Raw genomic sequence first — 12,065 nt, 5'->3', positions numbered from 1 at the left:
AGGGGCCTAGGGGCCTAGCCGGGCAGCAGACCCGCCACCGGGCCCACCACGGGAAGCTCGGCCAGCGAAGCGCCCTGGGTCAACGGGCCGGTGACGAACCCCGTGTCGAGCGGCTTGAAGTCGGCGATCTGCGTGCCGAGCGTGTTGTCGAGCGGGTCGGCGCTGGTGTTCGCCAGCGGGTCGAGCTGGAGGTTCTTCGCCGGCCCGAGCCCGCCCGCCGTCGAGTGGTGCACGGCCGACGCGAGGACCTTGAGGGGCATCGCCGCGTCGACGGCGCCGAGCGGCGTGGCGAACCCGGCCGGGGGCGCCGCCGGCCCCGGCTCCACCGCGGCGGCGGCCCCCGCGCCGCCCACTCCGAGAGCGGCGCCCGCGGCCGTGACGGTGAGGCCGGCGCGCAGCAGGGCGCGCTTGGCGGGACGGTGTGACGAGGTTGCTGCGTGTCGTGCCATGGGTACCGCCCATATCCGTGCGTAGTGAGTGACCGAGCGAGCACGTAGCGTAGTTGAGTGGCGAGGCGGGAGCCAAAGGCCGACTCGCCCGGTGCGGGCCGTGGCCGCAGCCCGCGGACGGCGCGCGGACCGTGCGGACACCGTGGGCGAGGGGCCAGCTGCATCACGAAGCCCGACGGGGCCCGTTCGCGGTGGCGCCGTCCTTCGGCGTGGAGGGCACGGCCGCCGTCGCCCGTACGAGCGGCTCACTCAAGTCGACGCCCGCGGGGGCACTCAGCAACCAGGTCCCGCACCGACCCCGAGTGAGCGTTTCGAGGTGGCTGGTCTTCCAGATCGTCGGCGGCCGCGTACAACAAGCCGGTCGTCGCGCCGGCCTCCTCTGGCACGGCGAGCCCGATCCGCACTGCATCCGGTTCGGGCACACCGTCCAGCACCTGCTGCCGTGTCAGCCGGAACCGCCCAGCCGAAGGGCCTGTGTTCCTCGTCTTCTTCGCCAGCTCCGAGAGCTCCCCGAGCCTCACACCTTGTGGGGGACCGGGTCTTCGACCGGAGACGCCGTGCCGGTCGTGGGCTGTGGTGTGTGCGTTCCGTGGGCGGCCTCCGCGCGGCGGGCCAGCGGGACGGCGCCCGCCGCCGCCACGGCGTACATCAGGCCGATGATGAGCCAGCCCGTGGCGTTGAGCGTCGAGAGGGCCAGGGTGACCAGGAAGGGGCCGCAGGAGCGGATGAGCTGAGTTCCGACGCTCCAGGCACCCTGGTACTCGCCGAGGCGTGCGGCGTCGGCGAGGTCGTAGGACAGGCCCCAGGAGCCCGCCGATTGCAGGAGTTCAGTGAGGGTGAGCAGCACGACGGCGGCGAACAGGGCCGTCAGGCAGAGCAGGGGGCTGAGGGTCTCGGCGAGGGCGAAGAGGGCTGAGGCGGTCAGCAGGCAGTAGCCGCCGCGGCGCAGGACGCGGGCCGCCGAGGACACGGTGGTGACGGTGCGTCCGACGCGCATCTGGAAGCCGATGGCCACCAGGACGTTGGTGAACAACAGGGCGGAGGTGGCCCAAGCCGGCGCCCGGGTGTGGTGGGTGACCCAGAGCGGCATGCCGATCTCCAGGAGCTCCATGTGCATGATCAGGACGCCGTTGAGGAGGGAGAGGGTCAAGTAGGGCCGGTCGCGCAGGACCCCGCTCCACATGGCCCCCTTCGAGCCTCTCCCCTGCGGGCTGGGCCTCTTCGGGCGTTGCGTTCCCTCGGAATCGGGCCCGGCGGTGACGGTTTCCGGCAGCCGGGTGGCGACCAGTGCGACGATCAGGACACTGACCGCTCCCAGGCCGACCAGGGCACGGAAGGCCACAGGCGTGTCCAGCGCGAGGGCGACCCCGAGGGCGGGAGTGCTCAGGGTGGCGCCGATATTGCGCACGACGCGGTTGAACGCGAGCGTCCGCACGCGGTTCTCCGGCGTGGTGATGGTGCCGAGGTAGGCCTGACGTACGGGCGCCACGGCGCTTTCCGCGAAGCCCGCCAGGCACGCCACCACCAAGAACGCCGGGTAGGAGTCGACCAGTTGGTATCCGGCGAGGATCAGGCCGCGCAGCAGGCTGATGCCGATGAGCAGGCGGCGGTGTCCGACGCGGTCTCCCAGGCGGCCGGCCGGAACGGCCACGGCCAGTCCGGCGAGCGCGGCCAGGGACAGGCCGCTGCCGACCTCCACCGCGCCCAGGTGGGCGACCTTGGTGAAGAACAGGACGCCGCCGGCGAGCATGATGCCGGGCACCAGTGAGTCGAAGAAGGTCAGGGTGGCATAGACCCGCAAAGGGCCGCGCGGAGGCAGGATCATGCCTCTCACTGAAACCGTCGTACCCGGGCGGGTGACAGAGATTTAGGGTGGAGCTAAATCCATGCGGTTCGGCATCCGGGGGCGGCGGCGTGATCGAGATTGAACTCGGCGTGGAGGACCTGGCACGCGTGCGCTTCGCCATCTCCCCGCTGCAGGAGACGTGTCACAGCCTGTGGGCGCTGCGCGACCCGGGTGACTTCCCGCTGCACATGCGGTGGATGCGCCTGGTGCGCGAGCAGTTGGCGGGGTTGGACGGCGAACTGCTGCTCGCCCTGGTGAGCGATCGCCGGTGGCTGCCGGACTTCATCACCCCGCGCCCCTTGTCGCGGGTGCCGGAGATGAGCGAGGAGTTGGCCACCGTCCGGGCCACCGCGCCGGCCGTCGTACGCGCGGACATCGAGACCGCCTACCGGGACCAGCGCACGCCCGAGGTGCTGCGCGGCGACCCCGTCGTCCTGCGAAACCGGATCGCCGACGCGCTGGAGGCCTACTGGCATGTGGCGCTGGAACCGCACTGGCGCCGGATGCGGGCGGTACTGGAGGCCGACATCCTCCACCGGGCACAACAGCTCACCGACGGCGGCGCGGAGGCCCTCTTCGCCGATCTGCACCCCAACGTGCGCTGGGAGGCCGGGGTCCTGCGGCTGCACCCCATGGGGACCCGCAGCCGGGTGCCGGCCGGTGGCGGGCTGACCCTGTGCCCGACGCTGTTCGGACGCAAGGCGACGGCGCCCATCGGCGAAGTGCCGCGCGTGGACTACCCCGCGCGCGGGGTCGCCACCCTGTGGGAAACCGTCGCGCCGCCGCCCGCCGACGCACTCGCCGCACTGGTCGGACGCCCGAAAGCCGCCCTGCTCGCGGCCCTGGACACCCCGGAGACGACCGGGACCCTCGCCCGGACACTCGGCGTCACCCCCAGCGCCGTCTCCCAGCACCTGGCCGTCCTCGCGGCGTGCGGCCTCGTCAGCCGGGCACGGGCCGGACGAAGCGTCCTCTACGCCCGCAGCGAGCTGGGCGACCGGCTCGCGACGGGCACCTGAACTCGCCTGACACTCCATTGGCAACGCCTTGCCACACATTGGCAATGTTACGTTGCCAGGGGTTGCCTGACCCCTCTACTGTGTCGCCATGACTGACCCCAAGCTCAGCATCGTCATCCCCTACAAGCAGCGGCTGCGCAATATCAAGGTGGTATTCACCTCCCTGCTCGAGCAGTCACTGGACTCGTCGGAGTTCGAGGTCGTGGTGGGTGCCATGGAGTACGACCCGCAATTCGTCGAGCTGTGCCGTGAGTTCACCGACCGGCTCCGGATCGTCTCGGTGCTCACCGCCGAGGACTGGAACACCAGCAGAGCCCGGAACCTCGGGATCAGGCATGCGACCGGACAGGTCGTAGTAGTCCTCGACGCGGATGTGGCCCTGGCACCGCAGGCTCTCAGCAACCTCTGGGAACGGCATTACCAGCACGGACAGAACGTATGTGTCCAGGGGCAGGTGTTCGGCTACGACGAGGTCATCGACGGCGAAGTCGGTGATGACGTCGAGGCCCACCCGTACAGCGTCTACCGCGACACGTTCGCCGAACTCGCCCGCTCGGAACGCGCCAGCCTCGACCCCCGTTGGTCACCCGCGCACGCTTCAGCTTTCGCGCGCTTCCCCTGGGCCTACGTACGGACCGGCTTCATGGCCCTGCCCGCGGCGACCATCCATCGGCACGGGCTGCTGCTCGATGAGGGATTCAAGGGGTGGGGCGCCGAGGACCAGGAGTGGGGCCTGCGCATCTCGCGCACCGGAACCCCCATCGTGCTGGGGCAGGACACCTACGGCATCCACCTCCCGCACGCACGCGACTTCGCCGCTCAGGATCAATCCGCGAACGTCACCAACCGCTACTACCTGGCCAAATGGCCCCGCCTCGAACTGGAGCTCGCGCTCGCCTTCGGCGGCTGGCAGGAGGCCGACCGCCAGTATCCCGACGCCGAGCGTGAGCTGGCCCGGGCCGGGGCCGGGCACCGCCTCGGCGTCGTCCTCGGCACCGTCGGCGGTGCGCGCGTCCTGGTCGTCGGCGCGCTGCTCGGAGACGAACGGGGCGACGGCCCTCCGGCCGTCCTCGACCCCGAGGTGAACGCCCTTCTGGGACCGGACGCACGCGCTTACGAGGGTGTGCTGCCGCTGGCCGGTTTCGCCCTGCCCTACGCCGACGCCGAGATCGACGAGTGCCATGTCCTGCCCCCCATCGCCCGCCTCGCCGACCGCTACCGCACCGCTGTGCACAGGGAGGCCGAACGCGTCGCGCGCAAGACCCTCTTCGCGCCCTCTGCCGTGCCCGCCTGATCAGCGGGCCTGCTCAGGCCCTGACCGCCCCGCCCTTGCACCCGTCTCCGTCGAACCCCTAGCTCTCCTTCCCCGGCCTCTCAGGAGCTGACATGAACGACTCCCCCATCCGCATCTCCGCCGCGGTGATGAGCCACCCCAGGCGGTCCTCCGCGGCCCGGGCTCTGGCCGCCCGCTTCCCCGAACTCGACATCAGTGTCGTACTGGACCCCGAGCCCGACGGCCCGCCCAACGCGCTGCGCGCCGCACGTCTGGCCTGGGCCGCCGTCTCCCCCGACGCGACCCACCACCTGGTACTGCAGGACGACGCACTGCCCGCCGAGAGATTCCTGGAGCGCCTGCACCACCTGGTCGCCGCGCGCCCCGAGGCGGCGCTGAGCCTGTTCACCGAGTGGGGGTCCCGATCGTCGTACGCGCTGCGCATCGCCGCCATGCTCGGGCACGATCTTGCGCCGGTCGTGGACGACTACGTTCCCTGCGTGGCCCTCGTGCTGCCCGCCGAGGTGGCCCGGGGCTTCGACGAGTACGTGCAGGCCAAGATCGAAGCAGAACAACCCGACGACCTCGCCCTGCTGCACTACCTCACGGACCAGGGCACCCCGACTCTCGTCCCGGTCGCGCAGCTGGTCGACCACGACAACGGCCCCAGCCTCGTCGGCAACAGCGTCCACGGCCCTCGCCGCGCGGCCTGCCTCGTGCCTCCGCAACACGCGCCACTGCCCCTGGCCCCCTCGCTCCTGACCGGCCTCGAAACGGTTCCCTACTACGACTTCTGGGGCCAGTACTCCGACGCCTGCGTCCCCGACCCGTCCAGCCTCGACGGCCGGGTACGCAGCTCCGCACGCGTCTACCTCGCCGAACGCGGAGTGCCACAGGAGGAGTTGTACTCGGGCCTGCGCGCGGCACTGGGCGGCTCCCCCGGACGGGCCCTGCTCGGCGACACGGTCAGCGAAGTGGTCCTGACCGAGATCTGGATCGTCTCCTTCCTGCTCGGTTTCATCGCCGCCGAACTCGAAGGGCGCGGCGGCACCACCCTGGACCTGACCGGTCCTGTGGCCGCCACGGCGCTGGCCACCCTGGCCCCCGGCGCCATCCGGCGCGTTGTTCCCACCCACCGGCTGCCGGCCGTCGGCGCGCTGATGACGTCATTGGTACTGGACGCGGTGCGCGACGGCATCGGCCGCGCGCCCTCGCGCGGCTGAACGCACACCCGGCGGACGAAGGGCCCGGCGAACCGGAACACCTCCGGCTCGCCGGGCCCTTTCGACTCTTCGGACGTCAGGCGTAGCTACGCGCTTGGAGGGAGAACAGGTCCGCGTAGAGACCGCCCAGGGCCAGAAGGTCGGCGTGGTCTCCGCGCTCCGCGACCGTGCCTCCTTCCAGAACCACGATCTGATCGGCCATCAGGACGGTGGAGAAGCGGTGCGAGACGAACAGGGTGACGCCGCCGTCCCGGATCACCTCGTGGGCCGATCCCGCGTACCGCTCGAAAACCGCGTGCTCGGCGGTCGCGTCCAGCGCCGAGGCCGGCTCGTCGAGCACCAGCATCAGAGGGTGGTCGCGCAGTGCGGCCCGGGCGAGCCCCAGCGACTGCCACTGCCCGCCGGAGAGTTCGCTGCCGTCCGTGTATCCCCGGCCGAGTGCTCCGTCCAGGCCGCCTGTCACCCTGCGCAGCACCCGCTCGGCCCCGGCCTTCTCGATCGCCGCGAGCAGGGCCGCGTCGTCATCCAGCCGGTGCCGCTCGCCCAGGCCCACGTTCTCGCGCAGGGCCAGTTCGAAGCGCGCGAAGTCCTGGAAGAGTGTGGCCACCCGGGCCTTCCACTCCTGGGGGGCGATGTCCTTCAGATCGACGCCGTCCACCAGGATGCGGCCGCTGGTCGGCTGGTAGAGCCCGCACAACAGCTTCACCAGTGTGCTCTTGCCGGCCCCGTTCTCGCCGACCAGGGCGACGGTGCTGCCGGCGGGCAGATGAAGGTTGACGTCGCGCAGAACGGGGCGGTCGGTTCCCGGATACGTGAAGCCGACGCCTTCCAGGCGGATTCCGTCGGTGAGCCGTGCGGGGACGGGCACGGCTGCGGTGTCCCCTGCTGTGGGGCGTGCCGGCCACGTGCGCAGCTTCTCGAGGCGGCGCGCGGTGTTGCCGGCAGTCTGGAGTGTGGAGAGCATGCCGAGTGCGGCGGCGACCTGCACGTTGATCTGCACCGCCATGGTGATGACCATGACGACGTCACCGATGCTCACGCCTCCGTCGGCGGCTCGGCGCAGGACGAGGAAGATGGCGGCGAAGCAGGCCATGGTGAAGGCGAGCTGGCCGAGGGAGCGCAGCGCGGCCCCTGCCACCTGTCCTCGGCCGATGAGGCCGGTGCCGGTGCGCCAACTCTGGTCGTGCAGGCGCACCAGGGCGTTGTCCGCGCCGAACAGGCGCGCCTCCTTGGCCGACTGGGAGGACGTGGCGACGTGCAGCAGGTGGCGGGCGCGCCGGTTGTGCTCGGCGGCGGCCTCCTTGCCCGCGTCGACCTTGCGCTGGGCATGGCGCCCCATGAAGACCGGTGGCAGCGCGGCGACCGGCAGCAGGAGAAGCCACGGGTCGAGGGAGCCGAGCAGCACGGTGGTCAGGGTGAGTTGTACGGTCAGCGCGGCGATCTGGAGCAGGGCCTCGATGTACCCGCGCATCTTCTGGATCTCTTCGCGGACCAGGACCATGGTGTCCGCGAACTCGGAGCTGTCCAGGTGCTCGACGCCGTCGGTTCCGTTGGCGTGGCGGATGAGTTCGTCGTTGATACGCCACTCGGCCTGTTCGCCCAGTTCAAAGTAGTAGAGGTGAGCGAAATGGCCCATCATGAGCTCTGCGGTGAGCGCGACGGCGATCAAGCCCGCGGTGACGAGGGCGGTGCTCAGGTCGTCGGCGAGCAGCCGGTCGGTGAACTCTCGCAGTCCGAGGGCGACGGCGGGGGTGGCGAGGTAGCCGAGCGACAGCAGGACGGCGGCCTTGAGGAAGCGGCCCCGATCGGTGCTCCAGGCAAGGGTGAACAGCCAGCGTGCGGTGTGCGTCACGTTCTTCATGAGGTGGTGTCCATCATCGTCGTCGGCGCCAGCTCTCGGGGCTGGTCGGGGTTGTCCGTGTCGTCTGTGAACCGCTCGGCCTGCAGCCGGAACAGCTCGGCGTAGCGTCCGCCCGCTGCCACGAGTTCGTCGTGCGTGCCTCGCTCTGCCACCCGGCCGCCGTCGAGGACGACGATCTGGTCGGCGCGGCGCACACTGGAGAATCGGTGCGAGATGATCACCGTGGTGAGTCCGCGGGTGAGGTCGAGGAAGCGGTCGAAGAACTCCACTTCGGCGCGTACGTCGAGCTGGGCGGTGGGTTCATCGAGCACCATGACCGAGGCGCCTGAGTGCACGGCGTGCAGGGCTCGGGCGAGTCCGATGCGCTGCCACTGGCCGCCGGACAGGTCACGGCCGTCGCGGTACTGGCGGGAAAGCACGGTGCGCAGTCCGTCGGGGAGTCGGCCGATGACGTCCTCGGCGCCCGCGCGTCGTGCGGCGTGCAGCAGGTCGTCGTCGTCAGTGGGCGTGTCCGGGGCGCCCAGGGCGATGTTGTCGGCGGCGCTGAGTTCGTAGCGCACGTAGTCCTGGAAGATCACGGCGAATCTGCGCTGCCAGTCCCGCACTTCGATGTCGGTGAGAGGGTGGCCGTCGACGGTGAGACGGCCTGCGGTGGGGTCGTAGAGCCGGGTGAGGAGCTTGACGAGGGTGGTCTTGCCGGCACCGTTGAGACCGACGATCGCGGTGGAGGTCCCGGCCGGCAGTTCGAGGTCGAGGCCGTCGATGACCGGGGCACTGTCCGGGGTGTAGCGGAAGCCGACGTTCTCGAAGCGGATGGAAGAGCGTGGCAGCCCCTCGGCCGGGATGTGGCGGCCGGCGGTGAGGGTGGGGTGGTCGTCCGCTCCGGTGCGGAAGGTGTGGAGGGCGTCGAGGGCGATGAGACCGTACTGGGTCTGGACGTCGGCTTCGGGGAAGTAGACGCCGAAGCGCATCAGGATCAGTACGGCTTGCAGGGCGATGCTCAGGTGCAGCAGGCTCAGGCCCTGGTCGGTGCCGGCCACGGCGAGCTGGGTGACGGTGGCGGTACCGCCGAGGAGTCCGACGAGGGCGAGGAAGACGAAGGGGCGGCCGAGGATGCGGCGCCTGCCCTCCCACATCCGGGTCAGGTAGGTGGTGGTGTCGGCGCGGTGCCGGTCGCGCATCCAGTCGACGAGGCCCAGGAGGCGGATCTCCTTGGCTGCGTGGGTTCCGGTGGCGAGGTTCTTGAGGTAGTTGGCTTTGCGCTTGTCGGCGGTGAGCCCGTCGTAGAAGTCACCGAACGTGCCGAGTGAGCCGCGCTGCCCGAAACGGACGATGAGCGCGGTGACCGCGATGACGACGCCGGCCGCGGGGTGGATGGCGTACCCCACCAGGGCCACCGCTCCGAGAAGTTGGGTGTAGCGGGCGATGAGGGCGAGAAATCCGGCGACGGCGTCTCCGGGCGAGGCCGAGGCCCGGTCGAAGGCCTCACGGGCCACATCGAGCCGGTCGAGCAACCGCTGGTCGTCAAGAGCCATGGCCGGTGCCTCCGCGAGGGCTGTGCGCATCAGTTCGCCGCGGCACCGCTGGTCGACCTGGCGTACGACGATTTCTCCCAGGGCCGCCTGGAAGGGGGCGAGCGCCTGTTGGGTGCCGAACGCCACGCCCGCCAGGACAAGGACCGTCACCAGAGCGGCCCAGGCGCCGGTCTGCGTGTCGGCGACAGCGTCGGGGACGCGTTGCAGGGTGAGGCTCATGGCGATCACGAAGGCCAGGGGCAGCAGGCCGAGCAGGATGTTGAGCAGCAGGGCCAGCGCCCGGGTGCCCGGGGGTACATGGCGCAGCAGCGCCGCGATGTCGAGCCAGCGCTGCGCGCGACGTCGGACGTGGAAGAGAGCGGTCACGGCATGAGCCCCTTCGAGTCGGTTGGGGTGGTGGGGAGTGGGGTTGGCGCACCCGGCGACGGGCAGCGCGCCGACGTGGAGTACGTGTGAACCGGTGCCGGCGAGTGTGAGTGCGGTCGCCGCCTGGAGGGCGGCACCCGATGTGGGGCGAGGCAGGGGTTCCGGTGCGCTCGTGGGGGTTGGTCCCGGGTGGCTCACGCCGGGGCCAGACGCAGGTCGACGACGGGACGCACCTTGCCGCTGGCGTCCCTGCGGCGTAGCGCTCCGTCGCGCAGGGAGATGACGTGGAGTTCGAAGACCGTAAGCCCGTCGTCGAACGTGTGATCGTCACGCAGGACGGGGAAAGCGTGCTGCAGGTGTTCGCGTACGGCCCGGGCGTTCAGTTCTCCGGAGGACTCCGTCAGGATGGTGAGCACTTCGCGGCCGCCCTCCGAGGCGATCTCGGCCTGCACCCGGCACACGCCCAGGTGGGCGAGTTCCCGCTCCATGTCGTCGTGCAGGACCACCTGCCCCTTGACATGAATGACGCCGTCGGCACGCCCGTGGTATTCCAGGACCCTGCCGGTCACACCGAAGGCACAGGCGTGGCGGAAGACCCGCCCGCGGTCGCCGGCCCGGTAGCGGATGAGGGGGCCCTCAAATTTCTGCAGCGTGGTCGTCAGGAGGTCTCCGACGGCGCCTTCGGCGACCGGGTTGCCCTCCGGGTCGACGACTTCGAGGTAGTTGAAGTCGTCGTTGACGTGGTGCAGGGCTCCGCTCATCTCGCCGCACTGGTAGCCGAGTTGCGCGACGTCGTTTGCCGCGAGGACGCTGGAGACGGTGTGTGTGTCCAGATGGGTGCGCAGCCATGCATCATCGGCGGTGCTCAAGGGCGTGCCGAGGTAGAAGATCTTGCTCAGACGCAGGTCGGGGTCCAGAGCGTGGGCCTCGCGCAGGAGCGGCATGATCAGAGTGGGTACGCCGATGAGCGCGTCGGCACCGAAGTCGCGTATGAGGCCGAGCAGCAGTTCGGGGGTGAGGGACTGGGCGGTGGTGTAGGTCTCGACCGGCATCCGGGTGCACTCGGTGAGTGTCGCGGTCAGGCCGCCGTAGAGGTCACCACCGAACAGGGTGTTGATCGGGCGGTCGCCCGGCCGCGACCCCATGGCATGGAACAGCGGAATCGCTTCGCGCACCATGTTGTCCCAGTCGGTGCGGGCATAGACGCTGATGCCGTGCGCCTCGGGCAGGGTGCGGTAGTTGGGGGCGCGGCGGGCGCGGTGCACGAGGTAGCGCAGTCGGGCGTCGAGGCGGCCGGTGGTGGCGTCCTCGCGTGCGCGGGCCAGGGCCGGCGGAATGCCGCGGAGATGGGTTGCCTGTCGCAGGGCACGGACCCAGTCGGCGCGGCAGTCCTCCCGCCACACCAAGGCGGTACCGGCCGCGAGGTGGGCGTCGGGCGGCAATGACATCGGCCGGGGCACGTGGACGTGGACGCCGGCGGCCGGGGAGCCGCTGGGCACCACTGCGGCGGCCGGCAGCAGCGGGGCGATCGACCTCAGTTGCCCGGTGAACTCCAGCCAGAAGAGCCGGCGTTCGGTGCGTATGACGACCTCGTTGCCAAGGGCCCAGCCGTGCAGGGTCGCCCTGAGCGTGGCGTCGGGGTACCGGTCGTCGACGACGATGGTACCGACGGGGCTGAATTCGTAGACGTCGTTGCTGTCGACGACGGGCTGCCAGGGATACTGGGCGATGCCCCCGCACAGGCCGTCGAGGCCCGCGGCGATCTCGTCGGCGTCGAACAGGTCCCGCAGGTACCTCAGGTGGGCTTCGCCCAGCAGGGCGGCCAGGCCTTCGTCCGGCGCCCCGTCCAGGGTGGCCCGCGCCTCGGACACGGCGATCACGAGATCTGTGGGGTAGTGGCGCGGGCCGTTCATGCGGCGAGCTCCCGTCCCAGGGGCAGAGCGTCGGCACACTCGTCCTCTCGCCGGGTGCGGGCCGGCACGCCGGTGATGAAGTCCTCGTCGGCAGGGATGACCAACCGGCAGCCTGCGAGCCCTGCGGGCAGGTCGGCCGGCCGGCCGTGATGCCCGATGTATGTCACCGCGTGCCGGTGGTGGTCGTTGGCGGCGGTGCAGTCGGCCTTCCGGCAGGGCAGTTGGTGCAGAATGAGGATCTTCACCTCGACTCCCGAAACTGTTGTTGTCACAAGTTGACCAGAGCTCTAACGATCCTGGATCACGGCCAGTCGATGGTCGAAGTGACGGCAAGTACGCTGGAAAACGGGCATCTCACGGAAATTCCTCACTGAACGTCACGGGTCGTTTCTACCGATGCCGACTGCGAAAAATTAGCAGCCCAGCGAAGCCGTTGGCAATAGATTGCCAACGGCTAGGCAAGCTCGTGATTAGCTGCGGGACGCGCATCCGTGCCCCCGACTCGACGCGGTGTCCGAGCACGCTGGAGCAAGACGGCGAACCGCACAGGGGCGGGGCCTGGCACACGACATCGTGTGCC

Annotated in this window: 9 protein-coding genes; 3 read left to right on the top strand and 6 right to left on the bottom strand. The window is 70.4% G+C overall.

The window, feature by feature from the left end; genetic code table 11:
* Window positions 1-14: 14 nt before the first annotated feature.
* Both ACFVYL_RS35530 and ACFVYL_RS35525 read right to left on the bottom strand, forming a co-directional pair.
* Entirely contained in the window at window positions 15-449 is a 435-nt protein-coding gene (locus tag ACFVYL_RS35530) for a hypothetical protein (protein ID WP_389723653.1), read from the bottom strand.
* Between the two features lie 517 nt (window positions 450-966).
* Window positions 967-2,274, bottom strand: coding sequence for an MFS transporter (locus ACFVYL_RS35525; protein WP_389723651.1), 1,308 nt, complete (start codon window positions 2,272-2,274; stop codon window positions 967-969).
* 89 nt (window positions 2,275-2,363) lie between these two features.
* On the opposite strand from ACFVYL_RS35525, the gene ACFVYL_RS35520 reads away from it, so the two are divergent.
* The 3 genes from ACFVYL_RS35520 to ACFVYL_RS35510 all read left to right on the top strand — a co-directional run bounded on the left by ACFVYL_RS35520 (window position 2,364) and on the right by ACFVYL_RS35510 (window position 5,810).
* Entirely contained in the window at window positions 2,364-3,314 is a 951-nt protein-coding gene (locus ACFVYL_RS35520; RefSeq protein ID WP_389723648.1) for an ArsR family transcriptional regulator, read from the top strand.
* Between the two features lie 88 nt (window positions 3,315-3,402).
* Complete coding sequence (locus tag ACFVYL_RS35515) at window positions 3,403-4,608, top strand: glycosyltransferase family 2 protein (protein ID WP_389723645.1); 1,206 nt, start codon at window positions 3,403-3,405, stop codon at window positions 4,606-4,608.
* Window positions 4,609-4,700: 92 nt separating this feature from the next.
* Window positions 4,701-5,810 (top strand): hypothetical protein, encoded by a 1,110-nt coding sequence (locus tag ACFVYL_RS35510; protein WP_389723642.1) that lies wholly within the window; start codon window positions 4,701-4,703, stop codon window positions 5,808-5,810.
* Window positions 5,811-5,886: 76 nt separating this feature from the next.
* Here ACFVYL_RS35510 and ACFVYL_RS35505 read toward each other — a convergent pair whose 3' ends face one another.
* The 4 genes from ACFVYL_RS35505 to ACFVYL_RS35490 form a co-directional block, all read right to left on the bottom strand.
* The gene (locus tag ACFVYL_RS35505; RefSeq protein ID WP_389723639.1) at window positions 5,887-7,671 is read right to left on the bottom strand and encodes an ABC transporter ATP-binding protein; all 1,785 of its coding nucleotides are present in this window, start codon (window positions 7,669-7,671) and stop codon (window positions 5,887-5,889) included.
* Window positions 7,668-9,572, bottom strand: a complete 1,905-nt coding sequence (locus ACFVYL_RS35500; RefSeq protein ID WP_389723636.1) for an ABC transporter ATP-binding protein — start codon at window positions 9,570-9,572, stop codon at window positions 7,668-7,670. The genes ACFVYL_RS35505 and ACFVYL_RS35500 overlap by 4 nt, the downstream gene beginning before the upstream one ends.
* 194 nt (window positions 9,573-9,766) lie before the next feature.
* Window positions 9,767-11,485 carry a phenylacetate--CoA ligase family protein gene (locus ACFVYL_RS35495; RefSeq protein ID WP_389723633.1) on the bottom strand — a complete coding sequence of 573 codons (1,719 nt, stop codon included), beginning with the start codon at window positions 11,483-11,485 and terminating at the stop codon, window positions 9,767-9,769.
* Complete coding sequence (locus tag ACFVYL_RS35490; RefSeq protein ID WP_389723630.1) at window positions 11,482-11,730, bottom strand: hypothetical protein; 249 nt, start codon at window positions 11,728-11,730, stop codon at window positions 11,482-11,484. The genes ACFVYL_RS35495 and ACFVYL_RS35490 overlap by 4 nt, the downstream gene beginning before the upstream one ends.
* Window positions 11,731-12,065 lie beyond the last annotated feature (335 nt).

It is taken from the genome of Streptomyces sp. NPDC058308 (assembly GCF_042880275.1).
Classification (GTDB): domain Bacteria; phylum Actinomycetota; class Actinomycetes; order Streptomycetales; family Streptomycetaceae; genus Streptomyces.
This window is presented reverse-complemented; position numbering and strand designations above follow the sequence as displayed.

Coding starts and splice junctions, on each gene's coding strand:
- ACFVYL_RS35530 (WP_389723653.1), bottom strand. CDS start 449: ATGGCACGACACGCAGCAACCTCGTCACACCGTCCCGCCAAGCGCGCC.
- ACFVYL_RS35525 (WP_389723651.1), bottom strand. CDS start 2,274: ATGATCCTGCCTCCGCGCGGCCCTTTGCGGGTCTATGCCACCCTGACC.
- ACFVYL_RS35515 (WP_389723645.1), top strand. CDS start 3,403: ATGACTGACCCCAAGCTCAGCATCGTCATCCCCTACAAGCAGCGGCTG.
- ACFVYL_RS35510 (WP_389723642.1), top strand. CDS start 4,701: ATGAACGACTCCCCCATCCGCATCTCCGCCGCGGTGATGAGCCACCCC.
- ACFVYL_RS35505 (WP_389723639.1), bottom strand. CDS start 7,671: ATGAAGAACGTGACGCACACCGCACGCTGGCTGTTCACCCTTGCCTGG.
- ACFVYL_RS35495 (WP_389723633.1), bottom strand. CDS start 11,485: ATGAACGGCCCGCGCCACTACCCCACAGATCTCGTGATCGCCGTGTCC.